Consider the following 25,292-nt stretch of genomic DNA (forward strand, 5'->3'; position numbering starts at 1 on the left):
TAACCTACGCACGCTTCTGACCTAAAAGGAGAACTGCATGGGTCGCATCAGCAGGCTGTGGCGCGCGAGTATCGCCGTGCTCCCCGTGGCCGCGCTCGCCGTCGTCGGGGCGGCGCCACAGGCACTCGCCATCGACACCCCCGCGATCGTCGTACAGGACGGTGTGACGCAGCCGGTCTTCGGCTACGCGGACGCCATCCGGGAACGTCTCTTCATCGACTCCACATTCGACAGTGACAAGGACGGCCTCCGGGACATCATCGCGTTCGACGTGATGCGCCCGAAGGCCACCGCGAACGGCCTCAAGGTGCCGGTCGTCATGGACGCCAGCCCCTACTACTCGACCGTCTGCCGCGGCAACGAGTCCGAGTGCAAGGCGGACCTGGACGGCGACGGCCTGCTCGACAAGTGGCCACTCTTCTACGACAACTACTTCGTGCCGCGCGGCTACGCGGTGATCCTGCTCGACATGGTCGGCACCAACAACTCGACCGGTTGCCCGACCACCAACGCCAACGAGGACAACCTCAGCGCCAAGCAGGCGATCAACTGGCTCAACGGCCGGGCCACCGCCCGCAACGCCGCTGGTCAGGTCGTCAAGGCGGACTGGCACAACGGCAAGACCGGCATGATCGGCAAGTCGTACGACGGCTCGCTGGCCATGTCGACCGCGGTGACCGGAGTCAAGGGCCTGACCACCATCGTCCCGATCAGCGGGCCGACCGAGTACTACGACTACGTACGCAGCAACGGGGTCATCACCCGGGGTAACAGCTACGTGGCGTCGCTGGCGAACACGGTGACCAACCCGGAGCGGCGGGACTACTGCAAGCCGACCCGGGACGCGATGGCCGCCGCCGACGGTGACGAAACCGGCGACTACACCTCCTTCTGGAACGAGCGCAGCTACGTCAAGAAGGTCCCGAACATGACCGCGAGCGTGCTGCTGTACCACGGCCTCAACGACGACAACGTACGGCCGGACCACTTCAGCAAGTTCTGGTACGCGCTCGCCGAGAACAACGTGCCGCGCAAGCTGTGGCTCTCCCAGGAGGGACACGTCGACCCGTTCGACTCCCGCCGGGCCGTCTGGGTGAACACCCTGCACCGCTGGTTCGACTTCTGGCTCCACGGCGTACAGAACGGCATCATGGAGGAGCCCCGGGTCGACCTGGAGCGTTCCGCCGACGTGTGGGAGACGTACGCCGACTGGCCGGTGCCGGGCAAGGCCGACACCGAGATCTTCCTCCAGCCCGGCACGACCGGTGCCGGTGGCCTCGGTCTGGTCCCGACCGCGAAGCCGGTCAACGGCGCGTTCCAGGACAACCCGACCCAGAGCCAGAACACGATGATCCTCAATCCGGACACCGTGCAGCCGAACCGGCTCGCCTTCCTCTCCGCCCCGCTCACCGCGCCGCTGCACATCTCCGGTACGCCGGTCGTGCAGCTGCGGGCCTCGGCCAACCAGACCGACACCAACTTCGGTGCCATCCTGGTCGACTACGGCACCGCCGAGCGGGTCAACCACCGGGCCTCCGGCGAGGGCATCATCACCCTCGAAACCTCCGACTGCTGGGGCGCGACCAGCCCGACCGACGACGGCTGCTACAAGCAGACCCAGAAGCGGGTGGCGACCTCCGACGTCGAACTGGTCACCAAGGGCATCATGGACGCCCAGAACCGGCAGTCGATCCGGACCGCGGTGCCGCTGGTGCCGGGTCAGGCGTACAACTACTCCTTCCCGCTGCTGCCCGAGGACTATGTCTTCGAGCCGGGCCACCGGATCGGCGTCATCATCGTCGGCAGCTACTCGCAGTACTCCAGCCAGGCCGACCAGACCCGGGCCAACATCGAGGTCGCCCTGAAGAGCAGCAACATCGTCCTGCCCGTGGTCGGTGGCACCGCCGCCGCGCACGCCGCCGGACTGTAACCAGGAACCCCGGGACGTCCTCCACCTGGGCGTCCCGCCGGTAGGACCGCGGGTCGGCGGCCCCATCAGCCCCGCCGCCGGCCCGCGACCCCTCCGGATGTAAGGAAGGGCCCCTTCTTATCGTTTTCGGTAGAGGAAGGGGCCCTTCCTAACATCGGGCGGGACGTGGGCATGGCCAACGAAGTGACGATCCCCCTGCTGCCTGGTCGTCGTACCGGACCTCGCGGCGATCTACGCGGCACTCGCCGAGGGCATGCGAGCCACGTACGGCAAACTGCCCGTCGCGGGCATCCCCCGGATCACCCGACCCCGGCGGCGGAAGAACACCGGCCACCTCTCCGGCTTCAGCATCGTCGACCCCGGTGGCAACTGGATCCGGTTCACGCAGGCGGCCGGCGCGGCCGACGTACCCGATCGGGAGCCGGACCACGACGACGCCGCGCCCAGCCGACTCGCCGAAGCGCTGCGTAACGCGGCCGTGCTCGGCGACAGCCACGGCGACCACCGCCAGGCAGCCAAGATCCTCGCCAGGGCGCTCCGCCAAGCCGGCGACGCGACCGGCGGGCACGCGACCGGCGGGCACGCGACCGGCGGGCACGCGACCGGCGGGCACGCGACCGCTGGTGGAGCGACCGGCGGCGAGCGGTTCGAGGCCCTGGTCTACCTCGCCGAACTCGCCCGACGGCGGTCCGACGACGACCAGGCACGGGTGCGGCTCGCCGAGGCGCGCGGGACCGAACTGGCCGACGCCGAGCGGGACCGGCTCGCCGAGGTGCTGGCCGCCGCCGACGAACTCGAACGCGACCTGGCCCGGCCGGCGACCACGAAGGGCTGATCCCCGTGCGCCCGTTGCCGCCCGAACGGTTACTTCCAGACAGATATGGGAAGTATCGGCCCGGACCACGGTGGTCACGGCAAGGGGGTACGGGAGATGAGCGACCGGTTCGCCAGGGACGAGCCCGTGGGCGACCTGGAGGTGGTGGCGACCTTCACCGGCCCGATGCCGACCGGGGTGAGCGTCTCGCACACCGGCCGGATCTTCGTCAACTTCCCCAAGTGGGGCGACGAGGTGACCGCCACCGTGGCGGAGGTTCGGAACGGAGAGACCCACCCGTACCCGGACCAGGCGTGGAACAGCCCTTCCGGGGACGACGATCCGGAGGCGTTCGTCTCGGTGCAGAGCGTCGTCGTCGACCCGGCCGACCGCCTCTGGGTGCTCGACACCGGCAGCCCCATGCTCCAGCCCACCCGGCCCGGTGGACCGAAACTCGTCCGGGTCGACCTGGACACGAACAAGGTCGCCCAGCGGATCGTCTTCCCCGCCGACGTGGCGCTGCCCACCAGCTACCTGAACGACGTCCGGTTCGACCTGCGACGCGGCCCCGCCGGCACCGCCTTCATCACCGACTCGGCGGCACGCGGCGCGGAGAACGCGATCATCGTGGTCGACCTGGCCAGTGGTGAGGCGTGGCGGCGCCTGCGTGACCACCCGTCCACCAAGGCCGAGCCGCTTTCCGACTTCCATCCCCTCGTGGAGGGGCGTGAGTTCATGAAACGCCCGGCCGAGGGTCCGCCGACGCCGGTCGACATGGGCTCGGACGGGATCGCCATCTCGGCCGACGGCAGCAGGCTCTACTACTGCCCGCTCGCCTCCCGCCGGCTGCACAGCGTCTCGGTCGACTCCCTGGTCGACCGGGGACTCGACGACGCCCAGGTCGCCGCGACAGTGGTCGACGAGGGCGATCGGGGCAGCGCCTCCGACGGGCTGGAGAGCGACGACGCGGGACGGATCTACCTCACCGCGTACGAGCAGAACGCGATCCTGCGCCGACACCCGGACGGGCACCTGGAGACGATCGCCCACGACCCGCGCATGCTCTGGCCGGACACCATGTCGGTCGCCACCGACGGGCACCTCTACTTCACCGCCAACCAGCTTCACCGGCAGCCGAACTACCAGGGCGGGGTGGATCGTCGGCAACGGCCGTACCTGCTGTTCCGGGTGCCGATCGATGCCGGTCCGGTGCTGCTGAGGTAGCGCCGACCGGGGCTGTGTGATCATTTTCGGATGCCGTTGGAGAGTGTGCACGACCGGACCGAACTCGCCGACCTGCTACGCCGTACGCCGGACCTGCGGGCGTACGAGCTGGGCGACCTCGACGACCGGTTCTGGCCGTACACCAGTTGGTATCGGCGCGGTGACGCGCTCGCGCTCCTCTTCCACGGTGCCGGCATGCCCATCCTGCTCGCCCTGGACACACCGGACCGGTCGGAACCGCTGGCCGAGCTGCTCACCGAACTGCTGCCGCTGCTGCCGCGCCGGTTCTACGCCCACCTCTCCCCCGGGCTCGAAAAGGCGCTGGAGCCGGCGTACGAGGCCGAGTCGAACGGCCCGCACCTGAAGATGGCGCTGACCGACCCGGCCCGGCTGGCCCCGGCCGACCGGTCGGACGAACCGGCCGGGGCTGTCGAACCGGCCGGGGCGATCGAGACGGTCGGGGCGATCGAGACGGTCGGGGCGATCGAGACGGTCGAGACGGTCGAGCTGACCACCGCCGACCTGCCCGAGCTGAACGCCTTCTACGAACTCGCCTACCCGGCGCACTCGTTCGCGCCGAGTATGGTCGCGAACGGCCCGTACCTCGGTCTCCGACGCGGCGGCGAGTTGCTCGCGGTCGCCGGGGTGCACGTCTGGTCGCCGGGCTACCGGGTCGCCGCGCTCGGCAACGTCGCCACCCACCCACGGGTCCGGGGCAAGGGGCTCGCCACGACGGTGGTCTCGGCGCTCTGCCGGCGTCTGCTGGCCACCGTCGACCGGGTCGCGCTGAACGTCAAGGCGGAGAACGGAGCGGCGGTCGGCCTCTACCAGCGGCTCGGCTTCAGCCCGGTCGCGGAGTACACCGAACTGACCTTCACCGCCCGCGACTGAGGCGCGGGCGTCCGCCGGGTGCCGACCTGAGCCAGGCGCGCTTCTCCGTCGCGCGGCCGGCTACGGCACCGATCTGGCAAAACTCCCGAAATGGGGCGAATCAGGTAGTAAACATAGGGGCGCAGACGTTGCCACACCAGGAGGCGCCCCGTGTCGCACCACCTCGACTCCCCACTCGCCCGGGAGGACAGTCGGCTGGACCTGACCGACCAGTTCGTCTTCCGCGGCGACACCGGAACCGTCTTCGTCATGAACGTGAACAGTTCCGCGTACGGCAAGGACGGCAAGCCCGGCTTCCACCCGGAGGGACGGTACGAGATCAAGATCCATCTCGACGGCTCGCCGGTCGAGGAGTTGACCTACCGGCTCACCTTCGAGGAGATGGACTCCGACGGTGAGCAGGCGCTCACTCTGTACGCCCTGACCGGCCCGGACGCCAGCGACGACTCGGCCACCGGCGACATGATCGCGCAGGGGCGCACCCACGCGCCGATCTCCGGTGCGAACGGGGTACGGGTCTGGGCCGGCAAGGCCAACGACCCGTTCTACATCGACCTGAAACAACTCGAGGCGATCGACGCCGCGGTCAGGAACGGCGCCAAGCTCGACTTCGCCGGATGGCAGGCGAAGAAGGCGAAGAACAGCTTCGCCGGCACCACCATTCACTCGATCGTCATCGAGGTCCCCGACGGCGATCCCCTGCTCGGCACCGACCGCGACATCTGCACCTGGATCGCCACCAAGCTCGCCACCGACGCGGGTGGCTGGCGGCAGATCAACCGGGAGGGACACCCGATGGTCTGGCCGATCTTCCGGCCGGTGGACAGCGAGTGGGCCAGCGACGCGAACATGGGCCATCCCGACACCGACATCACCATCGACGGCGAACAGATCGCACAGCTCGTCGCGGGGGTCGTCGCCGCCAACGGCACGGCCGACGACCCCGACGCGTACGGTCGGGCGGTCGCCGACCGGCTTTTGCCGGACCTGCTGCCGTACCGCCTCGGCACCACGGCCAGCTTCGGCTTTCTCGGCTTCAACGGCCGCACGCTCGCCGACAACGCGCCCGAGACGATGTTCTCCCTCGCCCTGAACACGGCCACCACCTCGGGACTCTCCGCGGAGCAGTTCGCCGACACCCGCAGCGACCAGTTCCCGTACGTGGTCGCCGCCGGCTAGCCGCTCCCGCACCGCCGCCCCCACCCGACGTTAGGAAGGGCCCCTTGTACAACGGAAAGCGATAACAAGGGGCCCTTCCTTACTACTTGGAGCGGGGGAGGCGGAGACCGGACATGCCGCCGTCGACGGCGAGCGAGGTGCCGGTGGTGGCGGCGGAGAGCGGGCTCGCCAGGTACGCGACCGCCCCGGCCACCTCCTCCGCGCGAACCAGTCGACCGGTGGGCTGCCGGGCGGCGAGCCGCTCCTTCTCCCCCGCCGGGTCCTCGGCCTTGGCCAGCAGCCGACCGACCCACGGCGTGTCCACGGTGCCCGGTGCCACACAGTTGACCCGGATGCCCTCGGTCACCAGGTCGGCGGCCATCGCCAGGGTGAGCGCGTGCACCGCCCCCTTCGACGCGGAGTAGAGCGCCCGCTGCACCAGTCCGGCGGTCGCCGCGATCGAGGAGGTGTTCACGATCGCCCCGTGTGAGCTGCGGCGCAGGTAGGGCAGCCCGGCCCGGGTGGTCCGTACGATGCCGATGACGTTGACGTCGAGCACCCGCTGCCACTCCGCGTCGTCGTTCGCCTCGACCGTGCCGACCGCACTGATTCCCGCGTTGTTGACCAGAATGTCGATGCCGCCGAACGCGTCGGCGACCGCCGCCATCGCCCGGTCCAGGGAACCGGCGTCGGCGACGTCGGCGACCTGGCCGAGGGTCGCGCCGCCCTGCTCACCGGGGTTGAGGTCGAGTACGCCGACCCGTGCCCCGCCGGCCACGAACGCCTCCACGCACGCCTTGCCGATTCCCGACCCACCGCCGGTCACCACCGCGACCAGCCCGTCGAACTCGCCCACTGCCACTCCCTACTCTCCGTACGTCGACCGAGCCCGGTTCAGGCGAACTCGGTGAATCCCAGTTGCCGGTGCAGTTCGGCGACCGCCTCGGTGAAGGCGGCCCGGTCGAGGACGGCTCCGGCGTACCGGCCGGTGGCGACCGGTTCGGTGAAGAACCGGTCCGGCAGGGTGTCCGCGTCCAGCCCGACGCCGAGCCGATGGTTGATCTCGTGTTGCAGCCGCAGCCGTCGCGCACCGAGCGCCAGTACGTCCGGCCGTTCCCCGGTGACCGCCTCGACCAACTCCTCGACGAGCGCGAGGGTGAGCGGCCGGGTCGGTGTCGCGGCGAACGCGCAGACGCCGAGGGCGTCCAGACCGCTCCAGAGGCGCAGTAGCTGCGCGGTCCGGGTCACGTCCAGTTCGTTGCGGGGGCGCGGCACGGTTGCGCCGAGCAGGCGCAGCTCGGGGTAACTGTGCGGGAGCCCTTCCTCCGGGTCGAAGTCCAGGTCGTGTTCGAGGATGTCGTAGCGCGGGCCGATCGGGGCGACCGCGTAGCCGAGGCCGAGGTTCGGTTGGACCCGTGGGTCGAACGGCGGCAGCTCGACACCCTTGCTGGTCATCGCCGTCTTCGGAGCAGCCCGTGCCGCTCCTTCGCCAAGCGGGTGACCACCGGCGGCGATCCGCTCGACCGTGGCCGGGACGTCGGTCGGCGGCACCCCGGCGGCGGCCAGGGTGCCGCCGAGCGACACCGGGTCGAGTCCGAGTTGCAGGCAGCGGGCGTGCAGCGTCCAGGGGTCGTCGAAGCCGATGTTCGGCCCGAGCATCGCCAGCGCCTCCTGGTGCAGCCCGGCTCCGGCGTACACCTTGACGCAGTCGGTGGGGCAGCCCGGACAGGCGGCGACCCCGTCCGGTGTGGGCGCTTCGCCGACACCACCTCGGGCGGTGGTGTCGGCGAAGTTGGCGACCGGGGCGTAACCGGGCTCGCCCGACCAGACCCCGAAACCGGGTACGCCGTGCTGCCAGGCGGTGAGCGGGTTGCCGGACTGCGCGGAGGCGTACCAGCGGGCGAGCCGGTCGAGCGTCTCCGGGTCGGCGACCGGCACCGGTTCCGGGCCGGGTACGCAGACCACCGCCTTGACGTTCTTCGCACCGCAGACCGCGCCGAGGCCGAGGCGGGGCAGCGGATGGTTGCGGCAGGTGACGATCGAGGCGTACCGGACGCCGTGCTCGCCCGCCGGACCGATCACCGCCACCGACGCCTCGTCGCCGTACCGGGCGAGCAGGGTGTCGGTCGCCGGACCGGTTTCCTGACCCCAGAGCGCCCCGGCCGGCTCCAGCCGGGCCCGGCCCGCCTCGACGACCACGCAGACCGGTTCGGCGGCTCGGCCGTGCAGCATCACCCCGGTGACTCCGGCGGCCCGCAGTCCGGCCGCGTACGGCCCTTCGGCCCGGGTTTCGGCCACCGCTCCCGAGAGCGGGGAGATCCCGATCGCGGCGCACCGGGCCAGCCCGGGTCCGGTGACTCCGGCGACGGTCCCGGCGACCAGGGCCAGTGGTGCGCGGGCCGGTTCGGTGGGGCCGGTGACCAGTCGCCGAAACGCCTCCAGCACCGCGATCGGGCCGCCGAAGCCATCGGCTTCCGGGATCGGGAAGCTCTGGCCGGTGTCGAGTTCGACGTGGATCAGGACCACGCGGGCCCGTCCGGGTAGCGGTAACGGGCCAACGTCTCCGGGTGCATCTGCGCCGAGAAGCCGGGCAGGCTCGGCGCCCGGTACGCCCCGTCCACGATCACCACCGGGTCGACGAAGTGCTCGTGCAGGTGGTCGACGTACTCGATCACCCGGTCGTCGAGCGAGCCGGAGACGGCAACGTAGTCGAACATCGACAGGTGCTGGACCAGTTCGCAGAGGCCCACCCCACCGGCGTGGGGGCAGACCGGCCGGCCGAACTTCGCGGCGAGCAGCAGGATCGCGATGTTCTCGTTGACCCCGGCGACCCGGCACGAGTCGATCTGGACGAAGTCGACCGCGTCGGCCTGGAGGAGTTGCTTGAACACGATCCGGTTCTGTACGTGTTCGCCGGTGGCGACCCGGACCGGTCCCCCGGACGGGGTCACGTTCTTCAGCCCGTGCCGGATCGCGGCGTGCCCGAGCACGTCGTCCGGGCTGGTCGGCTCCTCGATCCACCACGGGTCGTACGGGGCGAGCGCGGTCATCCAGTCGATCGCCTCGGCGACGTCCCAGCGCTGGTTCGCGTCGACCGCGATCCGGATGTCCGCTCCGACGACCTGCCGGGCCAGGGCGAGCCGGCGCAGGTCGTCGGCGCGGTCGCCACCGACCTTCAGTTTGATCTGCCGGTAGCCGTCGGCGACCGCCTGCTTGGCGAGCCGGGTGAGCTTCGCGTCGTCGTAGCCGAGCCAGCCGGGCGAGGTGGTGTACGCGGGGTAGCCTCGCCGTTCGAGTTCGGCTATCCGGTCGGCCCGGCCGGGCAGGGCGGCCCGGAGGATCTCCAGTGCCTCGTCCGGGGTGAGCGCGTCGGTGAGGTACCGCCAGTCGACCAGGTCGACGAGCTGTTCCGGGCTCATCTCGGCGAGCAGGCGCCAGACCGGTTTGCCGGCCACCTTGCCGGCGAGATCCCAGGCGGCGTTGATCACCGCGGCGGTGGCCAGGTGGATCACGCCCTTTTCCGGGCCGAGCCAGCGCAGTTGCGAGTCGTGGGTGAGTCGCTTGGAGAACTCACCGAGGTCGTCGACGGGTTGGCCGACGATGAACGGCACGAGCGCGTCGATGGCGGCTCGGCACACCTCGTTGCCCCGGCCGATGGTGAAGGTGAAGCCGTGGCCGTCGATCCCGCTGTCGGTGTGCAGCACCACGTACGCGGCGGAGTAGTCGGGATCGGGGTTCATCGCGTCCGAACCGTCGAGCTCGCGGGAGGTCGGGAAGCGGATGTCGTACGTCTCGACCCCGGTGATGATCATGCTGCGTCCTTGACGACCGAGCGCTGCCGTCCGAGGCCGTCGATCTCGACCTCGACCACGTCACCGGCGGACAGGTACGGGAACCGCCCGGAGAGCGCCACGCCCTCGGGAGTGCCGGTGCTGATCAGGTCGCCCGGGTCCAGCACGGTGTACTGGGACAGGTGCCAGACCAGGTACGCCACGTCGAAAATCATGTCGGCGGTGCCGGAGTCCTGCCGCTTCTCGCCGTTGACCCACGAGCGCAGGCCGAGCCGCCCCGGGTCGCCCAACTCGTCCGGGGTGACCAGGTAGGGCCCGAGCGGGTTGAACGTCTCGCAGGACTTGCCCTTGGACCACTGTCCACCGGAGACGGCGAGCTGGAAGTCGCGCTCGGAGATGTCGTTGGCGACCGCGTACCCGGCGATGTGCGCCAGCGCCTCCTGCGGGGAGGCCAGGTAACGGGCGGTACGGCCGATCACCACGGCCAGCTCCACCTCCCAGTCGGTCTTGGTCGACCCGCGCGGCACCAGCACGTCGTCGTACGGGCCGACGACGGTGTTCGGCGCCTTGTAGAAGACGACCGGGTGCTCCGGGTTCGCGGCCCCGGACTCGGCGGCGTGCGCGGCGTAGTTCAGCCCCACGCAGAGCACCACGCCCGGACGGGCGATCGGGGCGCCGATCCGCAGCCCGGTGATGTCGATCTCCGGCAGTCCGGCGACGTCGGACACTCCGCCCGTCGCCAGGAACGCCCCGTCGATGTCCCCCGTGATGCCGGACAGGTCGAAGTAGCGACCGTCCGTGTGGGCCACCGGGCGCTCCGCGCCGATCGGACCCACCCGCATGTACTTCATTCGATCTCCAACTTGTAGGTGCTGATCGCCGTGGTGGCGAAGATGGCCTCCGGAACGCCGCCGAGGATCTGCTCCAACGCGTCCCGCACCTGCCGGTAGGTGGCGGCGAGTTCGCAGACCGGCCAGTCCGAGCCGAACATGAGCCGGTCCGGGCCGAACAGTTCGACCGCGCTCGTCACGAACGGGCGCAGGTCCTCGACCGTCCAACCTCCCGGGTCGGCCTCGGTGACCAGGCCGGAAAGCTTTGCCACCACGTTCGGTCGGGCGGCGACCGGCGCCACCAGGGTCCGCCACTGCTCCAGGCCGGCGACGCCGGCCACGATCCGTGGCTTGCCGAGGTGGTCGAGGACGAACCGGCCCTCCGGCAGGGCGGCGGCGGCCCGCGCCACCGCCGGCAACTGCTCGACCCGCACCACCAGCTCGTTGACCAGGCCGGCGGCGGCGATCGTACGGAGTCCGGCGCGTACCTCGGGCCGGTCCAGGTAGTTGTCGTCGGGCTGGCCCTGCACCTGGTCGCGGATGCCGACGAGCAGGTGACCGCCGGTGCCGGTCCGGTGCCCGGCCAGGGTGTCGGCGAGCGCCGGGTCGGTGAGCGGTGCCCAGCCGACCACTCCGGCGATCTCCTCGGTGCCGGCGGCGGTGGCCAGGAACTCGGTCGTCTCGGCGGCCTCGCCCCGGGCCGCCTCGACCAGCACGGTCCGGTCCACACCGGCCTCACGCAGGTTGCGCCGCAGGTCGTCGATGCCGTAGTCACGGCGGATCCGGGTCAGCGCCGGGTCGGCGAGCCAGGCGTAGTCGGCGGTCCAGAGGTGCTGGTGGGAGTCGACGATCACGGGGTCGGCACCTCCTCCGGCAGCAGACCCGTCTCCTTGAGGTCCCGCCAGAGCTGGCCCGGGATCGGGTGGGCGAACATCTCGGCGGCGTCGGTCACCTCGTCCGCCGAGCGGGCGCCGACCACGACACTGGCGACCGCCGGGTGGCCGAGCGGGAACTGGATCGCGGCGGCCCGCAGCGGCACCCCGTGCGCGGCGCAGACGTCCTGGATGGCGAGGGCCCGGTCCAGCAGGTTGGCCGGCGCCGGCAGGTAGTCGTAAGTGGCACCGGGTTTCGGGTCGGCGAGCAGGCCCGAGTTGTAGACCCCTCCGGCGATCACCGAGACGTCCTGGTCGACGCAGAGCGGCAGCAACTCGGCCAGGCCGGACTGGTCGAGCAGGGTGTAACGCCCGGCGAGCAACACCGCGTCGAGGTGGCCGGTGCGGACGAAGTCGGCGAGCATCTCGGCCTGGTTCATGCCGACCGAGACAGCACCGATTCGGCCCTGCTCACGCAGTTCCGCCAGGGCCGGCAGGGCGCCGGCGAGCGCGTCGGCGTAGTGGTCGTCGGGGTCGTGGATGTGCAGCACGTCGGCCCGGTCCAGGCCGAGCCGGTCCAGGCTCTCCGCGTACGACCGGCGGGTGCCGTCGGCGCTGAAGTCCCAGGCGGGGGTGAGGTCGACCGGCTCGGCCCAGATCTCGTCGTTGTGGTCGACGGGCTCCGGTTCGGGTTCGCGGTGCCGGCCACCGCGCGGCGCCTCCCGCCCCGGTACGAGCAGCCTCCCGACCTTGGTGGAGAGGGTGAACTCGTCCCGGGGCTTGCCGGCGAGGACCGACCCGGCCCGCCGTTCGGAGAGCCCCGCGCCGTAGAGCGGTGCCGTGTCGAAGTAGCGGAACCCCAGCTCCCAGGCCCGTTCCAGGGTGGCCGACGCCTGCGCGGCGCCAACCGCCCGGTAGAGGCCGCCGAGCGGGGCGAGACCGAGACCGAGTCGGGTCACCTCGACGTCGGTCGTACCGAGTCGGGTCCGTTCGATGGGGTTCACGCGGCTGGCTCCCCTGCTGCATCGGGCCGGTCCGGGCCGGTGCCCGTCTGCTCCGGGTCCGGTCCAGCGTGGATCATCCGGATGATCGCCTGACTCATCCGGCCGTAGTCGTGGTCGTTGGCGAGTTCACCACGAACGGTGAAATCGTTCATCACCGCTACCCGGTCCGCCAGTGTCACGATCTCGGGAAGATCGGAGGAGATCAGCAGCAGGGCCATTCCGGCGCCGGCGAGTTCGGCGATCAGCTCGTGGAACGCGGCCTTGGTGCGTACGTCGATGCCGACCGTGGGTTCGTCGACGATCAGGATCTCGCACTGCGCGGCGAGCCACTTGGCGAGACTGACCTTCTGCTGGTTGCCGCCGGAGAGCTGGCCGGCGAGCTGTCGCGGGGAGGCGGCCCGGATGCCGAGCCGCTCGGTGTAGTCGGCCACCACGGTCCGCTCGGCCCGCTCGGTGACGAGCCCGGCGCGGGCGATCCGCCGCCAGATGGTCACCCCGATGTTGCGGGTGATCGGCTGGTCGAGGAAGACCCCTTCCTCCTTGCGGTTCTCCGTGACGTACCCGATCTTGTAGCGGCGCAGCGCCTCCCCGACGGTGCGGATCCGTACCGCTTGGCCCTGCACCTCGACCGTGCCGCCGGTGATCCGGTCCAGTCCGAGCAACGCCTTCGCCAGCTCGCTGCGGCCGGCGCCGACCAGCCCGTACAGGCCGAGGATCTCGCCGGGGCGGACGGTGAGCGACACGTCCCGGTGCCCACCGGCGGTGCTGACCCGGTCCAGCCGCAACGCCGGGCGGGTCTGCGGATCTACCTCACGGGCGGCGAGCGTCACCGACGCGTACGCCCGGCCGACCATCAGGTCCACCACCTGGTCCTGGCTGTACGACTTCAGCGGTTCGGCCTCGGCCACACTGTGCCCGTCACGCAGCACCGTCACCGTGTCGGCGATCGCGAAGACCTCCTCCAGCTTGTGACTGACCAGCACCACGGCCTGTCCACTGTCCCTGAGTTTGCGGACGATGGCGTAGAGCCGATCGGCCTCGTCGCCGGTGAGCGAGGCGGTCGGCTCGTCGAGCAGCAACACCTTGCTCTCCAGGCTGAGCGCCTTGGCGATCTCGACCAGTTGCCCGTGGGCGACGGAGAGGTCGGCGACCGGGGTGTCCGGGTCCAGGTCCAGTTCGAGCAGGTCCAGGCAGCGGCGTGCCTCGGCCCGCATCCGGTTGCGGTCCACCACGCCGAGACGACGGGGCAGGTGGTGCAGCACGATGTTCTCCGCGATGGAGAAGGCGGGGATCAGGTTCCGTTCCTGGTGCACCACGCCGATCCCGGCCCGCTGGGCGTCCAGCGGGCCGGTCAGGTGCAGTTCCTTCCCGTCGAGCACGATCCGCCCACCGTCCGGGCGATACACCCCGGTCAGCAGCTTCACCATGGTGCTCTTGCCGGCACCGTTCTCGCCGAGCAGCGCGTGTACGCTCCCCGCCGCCAACCGCAGGGTGGCGCCGTCGAGCGCGCGTACCCCCGGGAACGTCTTGACCAGGCCCTCGGCCGTGAGTATCACGACGACCTCCGCAACAGCTTCTGCCGGGCGGTGCCGAGCAGCACCGCGCCGAGGACGACCGCGCCGACGATCAGGTCGATCCAGCGCCGGTTGATGTCGAACTGGGCCTGGAGCACGTCCACCAGCCGGACGATGAACGCGGCCAGGCAGGTGCCGGCGACGCTGACGGCCCCGCCGGTGAGCGCCACCCCACCGATGATCGGCGCGGCGAAGCTGGGCAGCAGCAGGTCGTCGCCGATGCTGGAGTTGACCGAACCGGAGGAGGCCACGGTGATCACCGCGGCGACCCCGGCGAGCAGCCCGGAGAGGGCGTGCGCGATGACGATCGACCGGTCGTTGGAGATGCCGGAGAGGCGGGCGGCGAACGGGCTGCCGCCGCTGGCGAGCAGTTGCCGACCGGTGACCGTACGGGCGAAGAAGAAGGCGACCAGGGCGGCCACCGCGAGCGCGACGAGGAACACCACCGGCAGGCCGAGCAGGGAGGCGCGGCCGAACTCGCGCAGCCCCGGGGAGTAGCCCTGGAAGGTGTCGGGGCCGTTCACCCCGTACCGGAGCCCCTCGATGATGGTCATGGTGGCGAGGGTGACGATGAAGCCGTTGATCCGGGTGAAGACCACCAGCAGGCCGTTGGTCACCCCGGCGACCAGGCCGACCAGGAGCGCGACTCCGATGGCGAGCGGCGCTGGCAGCCCGGCTTCGAGCATCGCCCAGGCGGCGACCATGGCGCAGAAGCCGGTGAGCGCGCCGACCGACAGGTTCATCTGGCCGATCGCGAGGACCACCATCTGGGCCAGGCCGATGACGATCGGTACGGCGAGGAACCGGAAGAACGCGCCGAGGGTGCCGGCGGAGAGCAGGTTGCCGTTGGTGGCGATGGCGAGCGCGACGAACCCGGCGAGCGCGACCAGGGCGAGGGTGAACTCGGGGCGCCGGGTCAACGCCCGCAGCCCCCCGGTCGGTTCGATCCGCGCGGTGAGCAGCTTGGTCATGCCCGCACCCCCCTACGTTCGGCGAGTACGTGCCGTACCCGGTCCAGCGAGAGTGCGACCAGCAGCACCAGCCCGATGTAGAGCTTGAGCTGGTCGAGTTGGAACTGGAGCAGGTTCAGCCCCTTGTAGATGACCTGGGTGAGGGTGGCGCCGAGGACCGTACCCAGGATGCTGACCGCGCCCCCGGCGAGCAGCGTGCCGCCGAGCACCGGGCCGAGGAAGGACGGGAGCAGGAACTGCTCGCCGATGCTCGCGGAGAAGGCGCCGTTGTTCGCGGCGAGCAGGAAGCCGGCCAGGCCGGCGAGCAGGCCGGAGAGCGCGTGCGCCTGCACCACCCGGGTGCCGGTGGGGATGCCGGAGAGTTCGGCCGCGCGGGCGTTGTCGCCGGTCATCAGGATTTCCCGGCCGAGCCGGGCGTAGCGGAACAGCAGCCCGACCGCGAGCGCCGCGACCAGCGCGAACGGTACGACCAGTGGCACGTTCGGCCCGCACACGTTGCCGATGCAGTAGTCGGCGAAGGTGTCGTTGCGCAGCGCGGTCATGCTCGCCGGTTGGCCGCCGAAGGCGACCCCGTCGGTGAACCGGGTGTAGAGGATCGTGATCAGGCCGATCATGGCGAAGTCCAGGGCGAGGGTGACCACGAAGGAGTTCACCCCGGTACGCGAGATGATCAGCCCGGCCAACGCGCCGAGCAGGGTGCCGACGGCGAGCCCGATCACCAGCCCGACCGGCAGTGGTACGTCGAGCCGGTCGTACGCCAGCCCCATCGCGAAGGCGCTCATGGCGGCCATCCGCCCGACCGCCATGTTCATGTGCCCGAGCGAGAGGACCATGAGCTGGGCCAGGCCGACCACCGCGTACACGCTGATGTCGGCCTGGAGCGGCACCAGGGTCAACGCGGTGTTGAGGAACGCCGGCCGCAGCGAACTGAAGAGCACGACCAGCCCGATCAGCAGGACCACCAGCCCGAGGCGGGGGTTGGCCCAGAGGGGGATGCCCGGCGGCTTACGGGGTGCCGGAGGCTCGGCCGCCGGTGGCGCCTCCGGTGTGACCGTGGTGGTCTGATCACTCACTGGACTCTCCGGTTGTCGATCGCGTCGCGGTCCCAGTCGATGCCGAGTCCGACGGCGGTCGGTGGCAGCGCGTGCCCGTCGACCACCTCGATCTCGCCCCTGGTGATCGCACGTAGTTGCGGGATGTGTTCCAGGTAGCCGCTGTTCGGTACCGCGCAGCAGAGGCTGACGTGTAGTTCCATCAGGAAGTGCGGGCAGACCGTCACGTTGTACGCCTCGGCGAGGTGGGCGACCTTCAGCCACGGGGTGATGCCGCCGATCCGGGCCACGTCGACCTGGACGATGCCGGCCGCTCCCCGGTGCAGGTAGTCACGGAACTGGGCGATCGAGTACATCGACTCGCCCACCGCGACCGGGATCGACGTGGCCGAGGCGAGCGCCCGGTGCCCGGACACGTCGTCGGCGGGCATCGGTTCCTCGAACCAGTAGGGGTCGGAGGGTTCGAGCAGCCGTGCCCGCCGGATCGCCTCGGCCGAGGTGAGGGACTGGTTGGCGTCGAGCATCAGGTCGAAGTCGGGTCCGACCTCGGCCCGTACCGCGGCGAGCCGTTCGGCGTCCTGGACCGGGGAGCGGCCGATCTTCAGCTTCGCCCCGGGCCAGCCGGCGGCCTGGCTGGCCTTGGCGCCGGCGATCAGTTCGTCGGTACTCAGGTGCAGCCAGCCGCCCTCGGTGTCGTAGAGCGGGATGCGTTGCTTGGCGCCACCGGCGAGCACCCAGAGCGGCTGGTCGGCGTCGCGGCACCGCCAGTCCCAGAGCGCGGTGTCGACCGCGGCCAGGGCGAGCGAGGTGATCGCGCCGACGGTGGTGGCCCGGGTGGCGGCGAAGAGGTCGCGCCAGACCGCCTCGACCCGTCGGGGGTCGGCGCCGACCAGTCGGGGAACCAGGTAGTCGCGCAGCAGCGCGAGCACCGCGGTCCCACCGGTGCCGATCGTGTACGCGTAACCGGTGCCGGTCCCGCCGTCGTCCGTCCGGATCTCGACGAAGACGGTCTCCTGTTTCAGGAACGACTGGACGGCGTCGGTGCGTACGGTCTCGACCTCCAGGTCGACCAGGTACGCCTCGGCGTGGGTGATCGCGGGCAACGAGGCTCCTTGACGGGATGGCGCGGTACGAGGGGGTGCGGTCGGCCGTGGGCCGGTCAGCGGGGGTCCGCTGACCGGCCGGGCGGGACTACTGGCAGTTCAGGTACTGGCCGTCGAAGGCCTTCTTGAGTTCGTCGGTCTTGGCCTGCCGGTCGGTCTCGTAGTTGTCGACGTTGGCCTTGGTGACCACGAAGGAGCCGGAGTCGACGACCACTCCGGGCTTGGTGACCGTGCAGCCACCGGCGAGCTTGGTCAGCGCGTACGACCCGACGGACGCCTGCCCGACCGGGTTCTGCAGGACGGTGCCGGCGACCGAGCCGTCCCGGATGCCGGCGAGGATGGTCTGGTCGTCGTCGATCGCGATCACCTTGATCGGGAGCTTGGCCTGCTTGACTCCCTCGGCGGCGGCGACGGCCGGGTTGTACGCGGTGTTGACGATCCCCTGGATCTGGTTGCCCTTCGCGGCGAGCAGGTCGGCGACCGCCTTCTGCGCGCTCTGTAGGTCCTTGTCCACGTCGGTCACGGTCTGGAGCAGCTTGACCTTGCCGCCGGTCTCGTCGACCGCCTTCTGCACCCCGGCGATCCGGCGCTGGGTGTTGGAGTCGACCTTGTTGCCGGTGAGGTGGACCAGGTTGCCCTGGCCGCCCATTGCCTCGACGGCGGCCTGACCGGCCTTGTACGCGGCGAGTTCGACGTCGGTGGAGAGGCAGAAGTCCGCCTTGTTGACGTCACCGGCCGGGCACGAGGCGAGCGAGGCGACGGGGAAGCCCTGGCCCTTGAGGTCCTCGAAGGTGGAGTTGATGTTCTCCGGGGCGACCCCGAAGATGCCGAACGCGTTGTAGCCCTGCGCCGCCAGCGCCTTGAGGACGTCGTTCTGCTTGGTCTGGTCCCAGCCGGAGGTCTCGTTGAACGTGACGTCGGCCAGGCCGAGGTCGGCCTTGGCCTTCGTGGCCGCGTCCTTCCACGGCTGGAAGTACGGGTGCGCACCGCCCGGCACGAGGGCGATCTTCACCTGGTCGGCGGCCCGCGTGGTCGCGCCGGCCGCCTCGTTGTCACTCTTCTTGGTGCATCCGGCGGTGGCCAGCGTGCCCAGCGCCAGGATGGCAGCCGCGGCGCCGAGCCGAATCAACGGGCTCCGATTCATGACCGCACCTTTCCCGCATATCGTCGATCCTATAGGATGTATCATGGATGTTTAGTCGATCACTCTTGTCGGCGTCAAGGCTTAACCTCGAAGAAACATGACGTCGTTATCAAGGCGTGTTCGAGGACCACGGCGACAACCTCAGAAGGAGACGGATGGTCAACCAGCAGCCGGTCCGTCCGCTACGCCGGTCCACCCTCGGCGAAGACGTGTACGAGACGCTCAAGGTGCTCGTACTCGAACACACACTCAGCCCCGGCGACCGGATCAACATCGACGCGCTCGCCCGCGACCTGGCGGTCAGCCCCACCCCGATCCGCGAGGCGCTGGCCCGCCTGGAGGCCGACGGGCTGGTACGCAAACGCCCACTGGTCGGCTACACGGTGAGCCCACTGCTGACCCGGGCCGAGTTCACCCACATGTTCGAGATGCGGTCACTGTTGGAGACCGCCGCCGCCCGCTGGGCCGCCGAACGTGCCAGCGACGAACTCCGCACCCAGATCAGCGCCGAGGCCGCCACCACGGTCGACACCGACGAGGGCGACCCGGAGGGCTGGCGCTGGCACGCCGCGTTCACCACCCTCGACGCCCGGTTCCATGACCTGATCGCAGGCGCCGCCGGCAACCCGCTGCTCTCCGACGGCATCGCCCGGCTCCACGCCCACCTGCACCTGCACCGCCGCTACTTCCCGTACGCACAGACCGGCACCACCAGCACCGAGCACCAGCGGATCGCCGACGCGATCGCCGCACACGAGCCGGACGAGGCGGAGGCGGCGATGCGGGAACACCTGGACCGGGCCCGGGAACGCCACCTACCCGCCTTCGACTGACGCCGCCGGTGAACCCCGATGCCGCGTACGCCGCGACGGAAGCCCATCCGGAGCGGGCCCGGCAGCGACCTGGCCTGAGCCTGGTCGCCGCCGGGCCGGGGTTCCCCTGCCCGCGCCCGCAGCGGTCAGCTCGACATCACCCGCTGGTGCAAGGCGGTCACCACCGACCGGGCGGAGACGAACGCCCCGTGCTGCCAGGCGGTCTCGTGGCTCAGCCAGTCGCCAGCGAAGTAGACCCGCCCCGCCGGCTGCAACAGCAGGTTGTACCCGGCCGTGCCGTGCGGCGGCGAGGTCCAGGCCCCTTCCAGGTAACGCGTCCGGTCCCAGGCGTGGGAGAAGGAGGTGGCCAACTCGGTCCGGTACTTCTCCCCGTGGATCTTCACCCCCTGGGCGACCGCCCGCGCCTCGCGCTCGGCCGGCGTGAGCGCGCTGTACGTACGGGCGTTCGCGCCGGTGTTGTAGTAACCGACGATCAGGCCCCGCCTACCGTGGAAGCCGTACGACGGGTACCAGATGTGGGCGAGGTCGAGGTCGGTCTCGGTGATGCCGCCGTAGATCCGCTCGTCCGTCTCCCACCAGCGGCTGCGGTACTCCAGTCCGATCTTGCCGGAGGCGGTGACCGGGAAGCTGCCCAGGGCGGCGGTCACGTTGGTACCGAGATTGTGCGGCACCCGGGCCATCAGGTGCGGCGGCAGCGTGGCCACGCAGTAGTCAGCCCGGATCGACTTCTCGTGCCGACCCTGGCGGTAGGTCACCTCGACCTCGCGGCCCCGATTGGTCACCCCGGTGACCTCCGCGCCGAGCCGCACCCGGCGACCGCCGACCGCCCGGGTGAGGGCGCGCGGAATCGCGTCCATCCCACCGACCGGCTGGAACATCAGCATCGCCTGGTCGTAGCCGAGTTCGAAGGAGAAGTAACGCCCGACGTTGCTGGCGAAGACGTCCGACAGCGGTGGCGGGGCGCCGAGCGGGGTGCCCCCGTCGTTGCCGGCACCCGGGTAGGCGGCGTACCCCCGCCGGTTCGTCCCGGTGTACGCCCAACCGCTGGTACGTCCACCGATCGCCCCGAAGTTCTGTAGGAACGACAGCAGGCGCTGCTTGTCCTCGGCGGTGAGTTGGGCGTCCAACGCCCCCTGGTCGGTCGCCTTGGCGAGCAGTTCGGAGACGTAGCCGTACACGTCGGCCTTGGCGGTGCGGTAACGCTGGGCGGAGGCCATACCGGTGGACTCGTTGTAGATCCGGGCGTCGGCGTTGGCGTTGGTGAAGACCTCGATCGGCACCCCGAGTTCGCGGCAGTAGTCCAGGGTGACCATCCACTGTGCCAACCGACCGGGCCCCGCGTTGAAATAGGTCCCGTCGGAGAACCTCGCCTTCTGCGTCCGCCCGTCCAGGTCCGTCTCGACGCTGCCGCCCCGGATGGTCAGGTTCCGCCCGCCGGCGACCCCGCGCGCCTCCAGGATCGTGCAGTCGTACCCGGCCTTGCCCAGTTCGTACGCGGTGGCGAGGCCGGCGACACCGCCGCCGAGGATGACCACCCGGGCACCGGACCGGCCGGTCAGGGTGAAGTCGGATCGCGCCGGTGCGCGAAACGCCGGTGCGGCGGACGCGGCGGTCGGTGCGAGTCCGAGCGCGCCCATGGTGGCGAGCATCGCGCCGGCGCCACCGCTGGCACCGACGGCACGCAGAAAACCGCGCCGGTCGATCGCGGGTCGCGCAGGATGGTTCACGGGTTGCGTGTGGTGGCTCATACGTCCCCCTGTCGAAGATCCGTGGGACGCCGAGTCTCGGCGCGGACTGTTACCGCCGAAGCGAAATGATGTTGCGGAGCGATTTCGTTGATCTTCGATGGAAGCTGGCGCCCACACCGCACCCGCCCGGCAACCCGAGGGGCCGTCGGGTCAGCCGATCACCCGGAGCTGACCCTCCGGGCCGCCCTGCTCCCGCATCGCGACGACGAGGTCCGCCCGCGCCCTCGCCACCCGTGACCGGATGGTGCCCACCGGGCAGTCGCAGACCAGCGCCGCCTCGGCGTAACTCAGCCCCGCCACCTGGGTCGCGACAAACGCCTCACGTCGATCCCGGGGCAACGTACGCAACAAGTGGTCGAGCAGGACGCCCTCCTCGAACCCGCCACCCTGTCCGGCCCTGGTCGCGTCGACGGCGCCCTGCCAGTCGGCAAGCTCGGTGGTGCGCGGACGACGGACCAGCGCGCGGATGTGGTCCGCCGCGACCCGACGCGCGATCGCCAGCAGCCACGTCCGCGCGGACGACCGGGCCGCGAACCGGGGCAGTGCCCGCATCGCCCGCAGATAGGTTTCCTGGGTCAGGTCTTCCGCCTCCTGCGCCCCGGCCAGGTGACTGACGAATCGGTGCACGTCACGCTGGGTGGCCCTGATGAACGCACCGGCCGCGGTCCGGTCGCCGGCCTTCGCGGCCAACGCCCAGCGGGTGATCTCGTCGTCCTCGGACCCGGTCGCAGGCATGTGGGAAGGTTAACCTGCCGGGCCCCCGATTAGGGTTGCGGCATCACCACGGAAAGCGGCGTCCTCATCCCCATCGGCAGCGGCGTCTCGATGGCGCGGCAGCGTCCGCAGGGAAACTCGACGCCTTCACGGGAACTCGACAGAGCCGGGGACCGACAATATGAGTGTGGGGTGCGAACAGTACCGGGAGTCGCTCTCGGCGTGGCTGGACGGCGAGGATGATCCGGCCGAGCGGCACGTCGTGGAGCGACATCTCGGCGAATGCGCGGAATGCCGCTCGTGGATGGATGCCGCCGCCTCGGTGACCCGGCTCGCCCGGACCAGCGTGGTCGGCGCCGAGGTCGAACTCGACGAGCGGCTGCTCGCGGCGGCGCCCGGCCCCGGCCGGCTACGTCTGGCGATCACGCTGCGCGTCCTGTTGGGGGTGCTCGGGGCGGTGCAGTTCGTACTCGGAGCGGCACAGATCGCCGGCATCGCGGGCACCCAGCACCTGCACGACCTGACCGGGACGACGGTCCCGCCCAACCACCTCTGGCACGAGTCGGCCGCCTGGAACGTGGCTATCGGCGCCGGCTTCGGTTGGATCGCGCTGCGGCGTACTCGGCCGGTCGGGATCCTGCCCACCCTCACCGCCTTCGTCGCCGTACTCACCCTGCTCTCCGCGAACGACATGATCGTCGGCCGGGTGGACGTGAGCCGGATCCTCAGCCACGGTTTCATCGTGGCCGGCTACCTGATCATCCTCGCCCTGACCCGGCCCGCGCTCGACCCCGGCGAGCCGCCCCGACAGCACGATTCCGGCCCGTCCCGATGGCGGGCCAGCTTCGACGCCGAGGAAGCAGCCCCGATGCCACCACTGCGCCTGGTCCGCTCCCACCCCGGTGCCCGCCCCGCGCACGCCCGCCACAACACCCACCGCGCCGCCTGAAAGGAAGGGCCCCTTCTTATCGTTTTCGGTAGAGGAAGGGCCCCTTCCTAACGGCTCGCGCTACCGGCGATAACGGCTCGCGTTACCGGCTCGGGTCGTGTCGGGCCGCCTCGGCCAGGAAGGCGTTGTAGCGGGCGAGCTCGTCCTCCTCGCCGCTCGCCCGCGCCCGGTCGGCGGCGCGGTCGAGCCGGGCCTGCTCCCGCTCGTCCGCCCGGATCCACTGACGGACCAGCAGGATCATCACGATCACGGCCGGCACCTCACCGAACGCCCAGGCTATGCCGGCGCCGAGATGCTGGTCGGCGAGGAGCGTGCCGGCCCAGTCCGGGTGTACGGCGCTGTACCAGTCCGGGGCGATGACCGTGGTCGACTGCATCAGGATCACACCGAGGAAGGCGTGGAAGATCATCGCCGCGAAGTGGATCACGACGAGCAGCGGCTGGGGCAGCCGCCGCCGCCCGGGGTCCACCCCGATCAGCACCCAGAAGAGCAGGTAACCCGCGAGCACGAAGTGGGTGAGCATCGCCAGGTGCCCCAGGTGGTAACGCATCAGGGTGCCGAGCAGCCCGCTGAAGTAGAGCCCGTACAGGCTGGCGACATAGATGCCGAGGGCGACCAGCGGATGGGTCAGCACCCGCGTCACCCGGCTGTGGATCAGGATCAGCAACCACTCCCGGGCGCCCCGCACCTCGGGATCGGCGGGTCGGCGCAGCGCCCGCAGGGCAAGCGTGACCGGTGCCCCGCCGACGAGCAGGATCGGCACCGCCATGGAGAGCACCATGTGCTGGACCATGTGCACACTGAAGAGCAGGTACGCGTACCGGGCGACGCCGAGGTTGGTGATCGCGGCGAGCAGCAGCAACCCGGCCAGCCAGCTCGCGGTCCGCGACCACGGCCACCGGTGCCCCGCGCGGCGCAGTCGATACACGCCGGTCACGTACGCGGCGATCCCGAACCCGGTCAGGGTCAGGAAGAACATGTCCGGCAGTACGTCGCCGAGCATCCGAGCCGCTGTCGGCGCCGGTGGCAGTGCGAAGCCGAGCAGTTCGACCAGCGGATCGGGCTCGACCGGGTCGACCGGAACCGGGGTCGGGCTCCGGGACAGCGCCACGGCCAGACCGAACGTGGCCGCGAAGACGGCCACCTCCCCGGCTGCCAGCCGGACGAACGCGCCCGCCCTTCCGGCCCGAAGGGCCGGCAGCGTACGGGCCCGGTGGAGGGCACCGATCCCGCCCAGGAGCAGCAACGCGGCGATCTTTCCGAGCAGCAGGGCGCCGTAGCCGGAGTGCCAGAGCTGGTTCCACTCCCCCAGGCGTACCCAGGCGTTGGTCAGCCCGCTCACCGTCACCAGGACGAAGCAGGCCAAGGCGAGCCGGCTGTACCGCGCCGCCGCGTCGGACAGCAACCGCACGTTCCGTACGAGAAGGAGCCCAACCAGGCCGCCGAGCCAGACGGTGGCGGCCAGTACGTGCAGGGCCAGGCTGGTCACCGCCAGTTGATGGTTGCCGGCGCCGGCCGCGTGCCCGGTGAACGCCGGTGGCAGCACCGCCACCAGCCCCAGTACGGCCGTGGTCGCGGCCAGTGTCCGGGAAACCCCGGCCCGGGACAGTACGGCGAGCAGCAGCGCCAGCCCCGCCTGCAAGGCCAGCGCCCGTCCCTGGCTGATCGAGGTGGCGAAACTGAGGACGGTGGCGGAACGCAGTTCGGGGATCGGCTGTCCGAGCAGGTCGGAGACGGTCAGCACCAGCATGGCGATCGCCGAGAGTGCCCAGCCGAGCGCACAGCCGGTCGCCCAACGGAGCAGGAGGTAACCGCGCGGTGACACACTGCTGCGGTCACCGGGGAGCAGGAAGGCGGCCGTGAGCAGCAGACCGACGGTGACCGTGGCGAACCCGTCCAGGACCAGCCGTACCACGGGCAGCCCCCAGCGGGTGACCGGGCCGGGGTCGGGCAGTCCGGCGATCGCGGTGCTCTCCACCGCACCGCCGAGCCGGAGAGTCAGCAGCAGCACGGCCAGCGCCGCCACCCCGACGGCGACCGGCAACCACCAGCGCCGCCCACCGCCGACGGCGGGGACGGCGGAGCCGGGAGCGGCGGCGGTCCCCGGTTCACCTGGGCCGCTCATCGGGCCCGGACCGCTCGGCGGTGCCGTACCCGGATCAGGCCGGCGGCGGCGACGACCAGGGCGACCGCTCCCCCCGCGCACCACCAGCGTCCGTCCGGACCGGCCGGTGTGGTCGCGGTCGCATCGGCCCGGTCCGCTTCGGCCGGCTGTGCGGGCTGGACCGGCTCCGCCGGTTCCTGCCCGGGTGGCAGCGCCACGGTGAACCGGAACTCGCCCTGCACCGGATGTCCGTCGGCGGAGATCGCCCGCCAGGCGACCCGGTAGTCACCGGAACGCAGCGGGTGCACCGGCTGGCTCATCTCGTGGTCCACCACCCGGACCGGCCCGTCACCGTAACGACGCTGGTCCGCGCCCTCGACCACGACGGTGCTGAGGTCGGCCCGGACGAGTTCGTCGAAGGTCAGCCGGACCGCCGCGACCTGCCTGGTCACGGTCGCGCCGTCGGCCGGGTCGGTGCCGAGCAGCCGGGAATGCGCCCAGGCCGGCGCGGCGGCCGGCACACCAGCCAGGAGTACGGCGATCCCGGCGACCGCCGGCACCGTCATCCGCGCCACGATCCGTCCAC

The 25,292-nt window shown here is 70.9% G+C and carries 22 protein-coding genes; 7 read left to right on the forward strand and 15 right to left on the reverse strand.

Going from position 1 to position 25,292, the window contains the following annotated elements:
* The first annotated feature begins 37 nt into the window (after positions 1-37).
* The 5 genes from ACIBF5_RS12995 (at position 38) to ACIBF5_RS13015 (ending at position 6,038) form a co-directional block, all read left to right on the forward strand.
* Positions 38-1,930: a CocE/NonD family hydrolase gene (locus ACIBF5_RS12995; RefSeq protein WP_396811109.1), complete on the forward strand. Its 1,893-nt coding sequence runs from the start codon at positions 38-40 to the stop codon at positions 1,928-1,930.
* A gap of 253 nt (positions 1,931-2,183) precedes the next feature.
* Entirely contained in the window at positions 2,184-2,765 is a 582-nt protein-coding gene (locus tag ACIBF5_RS13000) for a hypothetical protein (RefSeq protein ID WP_396811110.1), read from the forward strand.
* Positions 2,766-2,861: 96 nt separating this feature from the next.
* Positions 2,862-3,968, forward strand: a complete 1,107-nt coding sequence (locus ACIBF5_RS13005; protein WP_396811111.1) for an L-dopachrome tautomerase-related protein — start codon at positions 2,862-2,864, stop codon at positions 3,966-3,968.
* A gap of 30 nt (positions 3,969-3,998) precedes the next feature.
* Positions 3,999-4,859, forward strand: coding sequence for a GNAT family N-acetyltransferase (locus ACIBF5_RS13010; protein WP_396811112.1), 861 nt, complete (start codon positions 3,999-4,001; stop codon positions 4,857-4,859).
* A 150-nt stretch (positions 4,860-5,009) separates the two neighbouring features.
* Positions 5,010-6,038 carry a DUF4331 family protein gene (locus ACIBF5_RS13015; RefSeq protein ID WP_396811113.1) on the forward strand — a complete coding sequence of 343 codons (1,029 nt, stop codon included), beginning with the start codon at positions 5,010-5,012 and terminating at the stop codon, positions 6,036-6,038.
* An 82-nt stretch (positions 6,039-6,120) separates the two neighbouring features.
* On the opposite strand, the gene ACIBF5_RS13020 is transcribed toward ACIBF5_RS13015, so the two are convergent.
* The 11 genes from ACIBF5_RS13020 to ACIBF5_RS13070 all read right to left on the reverse strand — a co-directional run bounded on the left by ACIBF5_RS13020 (position 6,121) and on the right by ACIBF5_RS13070 (position 18,358).
* Entirely contained in the window at positions 6,121-6,873 is a 753-nt protein-coding gene (locus tag ACIBF5_RS13020; protein ID WP_396811115.1) for an SDR family NAD(P)-dependent oxidoreductase, read from the reverse strand.
* 38 nt (positions 6,874-6,911) lie between these two features.
* Entirely contained in the window at positions 6,912-8,543 is a 1,632-nt protein-coding gene (locus tag ACIBF5_RS13025; RefSeq protein ID WP_396811117.1) for an aldehyde ferredoxin oxidoreductase N-terminal domain-containing protein, read from the reverse strand.
* Positions 8,534-9,829 carry an L-fuconate dehydratase gene (locus ACIBF5_RS13030; protein WP_396811118.1) on the reverse strand — a complete coding sequence of 432 codons (1,296 nt, stop codon included), beginning with the start codon at positions 9,827-9,829 and terminating at the stop codon, positions 8,534-8,536. The genes ACIBF5_RS13025 and ACIBF5_RS13030 overlap by 10 nt, the downstream gene beginning before the upstream one ends.
* Positions 9,826-10,659 (reverse strand): fumarylacetoacetate hydrolase family protein, encoded by an 834-nt coding sequence (locus ACIBF5_RS13035; RefSeq protein ID WP_396811120.1) that lies wholly within the window; start codon positions 10,657-10,659, stop codon positions 9,826-9,828. The genes ACIBF5_RS13030 and ACIBF5_RS13035 overlap by 4 nt, the downstream gene beginning before the upstream one ends.
* Positions 10,656-11,492 carry an amidohydrolase family protein gene (locus tag ACIBF5_RS13040; RefSeq protein WP_396811122.1) on the reverse strand — a complete coding sequence of 279 codons (837 nt, stop codon included), beginning with the start codon at positions 11,490-11,492 and terminating at the stop codon, positions 10,656-10,658. The genes ACIBF5_RS13035 and ACIBF5_RS13040 overlap by 4 nt, the downstream gene beginning before the upstream one ends.
* Positions 11,489-12,514 carry an aldo/keto reductase gene (locus ACIBF5_RS13045; protein WP_396811124.1) on the reverse strand — a complete coding sequence of 342 codons (1,026 nt, stop codon included), beginning with the start codon at positions 12,512-12,514 and terminating at the stop codon, positions 11,489-11,491. Before ACIBF5_RS13045 ends, ACIBF5_RS13040 begins: the two co-directional genes overlap by 4 nt.
* Positions 12,511-14,070 (reverse strand): sugar ABC transporter ATP-binding protein, encoded by a 1,560-nt coding sequence (locus ACIBF5_RS13050; RefSeq protein ID WP_396811126.1) that lies wholly within the window; start codon positions 14,068-14,070, stop codon positions 12,511-12,513. Before ACIBF5_RS13050 ends, ACIBF5_RS13045 begins: the two co-directional genes overlap by 4 nt.
* Positions 14,067-15,059, reverse strand: coding sequence for an ABC transporter permease (locus ACIBF5_RS13055; protein ID WP_396811128.1), 993 nt, complete (start codon positions 15,057-15,059; stop codon positions 14,067-14,069). Before ACIBF5_RS13055 ends, ACIBF5_RS13050 begins: the two co-directional genes overlap by 4 nt.
* A complete protein-coding gene (locus ACIBF5_RS13060) occupies positions 15,056-16,132 on the reverse strand; it encodes an ABC transporter permease (RefSeq protein ID WP_396811131.1) in 1,077 nt (358 codons plus the stop codon). The genes ACIBF5_RS13055 and ACIBF5_RS13060 overlap by 4 nt, the downstream gene beginning before the upstream one ends.
* Positions 16,129-17,214, reverse strand: a complete 1,086-nt coding sequence (locus ACIBF5_RS13065) for a mandelate racemase/muconate lactonizing enzyme family protein (RefSeq protein ID WP_396811133.1) — start codon at positions 17,212-17,214, stop codon at positions 16,129-16,131. Before ACIBF5_RS13065 ends, ACIBF5_RS13060 begins: the two co-directional genes overlap by 4 nt.
* A gap of 88 nt (positions 17,215-17,302) precedes the next feature.
* Positions 17,303-18,358, reverse strand: coding sequence for a sugar ABC transporter substrate-binding protein (locus tag ACIBF5_RS13070; protein ID WP_396811135.1), 1,056 nt, complete (start codon positions 18,356-18,358; stop codon positions 17,303-17,305).
* 155 nt (positions 18,359-18,513) lie between these two features.
* On the opposite strand from ACIBF5_RS13070, the gene ACIBF5_RS13075 reads away from it, so the two are divergent.
* Entirely contained in the window at positions 18,514-19,191 is a 678-nt protein-coding gene (locus ACIBF5_RS13075; protein WP_396811137.1) for a GntR family transcriptional regulator, read from the forward strand.
* Between the two features lie 125 nt (positions 19,192-19,316).
* Here the strand turns inward: ACIBF5_RS13075 and ACIBF5_RS13080 are convergent, their stop codons facing one another.
* Together ACIBF5_RS13080 and ACIBF5_RS13085 are read right to left on the reverse strand one after the other, a co-directional pair.
* Positions 19,317-20,918 (reverse strand): flavin monoamine oxidase family protein, encoded by a 1,602-nt coding sequence (locus ACIBF5_RS13080; RefSeq protein ID WP_396811139.1) that lies wholly within the window; start codon positions 20,916-20,918, stop codon positions 19,317-19,319.
* A gap of 171 nt (positions 20,919-21,089) precedes the next feature.
* Positions 21,090-21,674: a sigma-70 family RNA polymerase sigma factor gene (locus ACIBF5_RS13085; RefSeq protein WP_396811141.1), complete on the reverse strand. Its 585-nt coding sequence runs from the start codon at positions 21,672-21,674 to the stop codon at positions 21,090-21,092.
* A 160-nt stretch (positions 21,675-21,834) separates the two neighbouring features.
* Here ACIBF5_RS13085 and ACIBF5_RS13090 point away from each other — a divergent pair, with 160 nt between their 5' ends.
* Positions 21,835-22,602, forward strand: coding sequence for a zf-HC2 domain-containing protein (locus ACIBF5_RS13090; protein ID WP_396811143.1), 768 nt, complete (start codon positions 21,835-21,837; stop codon positions 22,600-22,602).
* A gap of 82 nt (positions 22,603-22,684) precedes the next feature.
* On the opposite strand, the gene ACIBF5_RS13095 is transcribed toward ACIBF5_RS13090, so the two are convergent.
* Together ACIBF5_RS13095 and ACIBF5_RS13100 are read right to left on the reverse strand one after the other, a co-directional pair.
* Complete coding sequence (locus ACIBF5_RS13095) at positions 22,685-24,727, reverse strand: cytochrome c oxidase assembly protein (protein WP_396811145.1); 2,043 nt, start codon at positions 24,725-24,727, stop codon at positions 22,685-22,687.
* Entirely contained in the window at positions 24,724-25,272 is a 549-nt protein-coding gene (locus tag ACIBF5_RS13100; protein WP_396811147.1) for a copper resistance protein CopC, read from the reverse strand. The genes ACIBF5_RS13095 and ACIBF5_RS13100 overlap by 4 nt, the downstream gene beginning before the upstream one ends.
* Positions 25,273-25,292: the final 20 nt, after the last annotated feature.

This window comes from Micromonospora sp. NPDC050417, assembly GCF_044458865.1.
In the GTDB taxonomy this organism is placed as follows: domain Bacteria; phylum Actinomycetota; class Actinomycetes; order Mycobacteriales; family Micromonosporaceae; genus Micromonospora_G.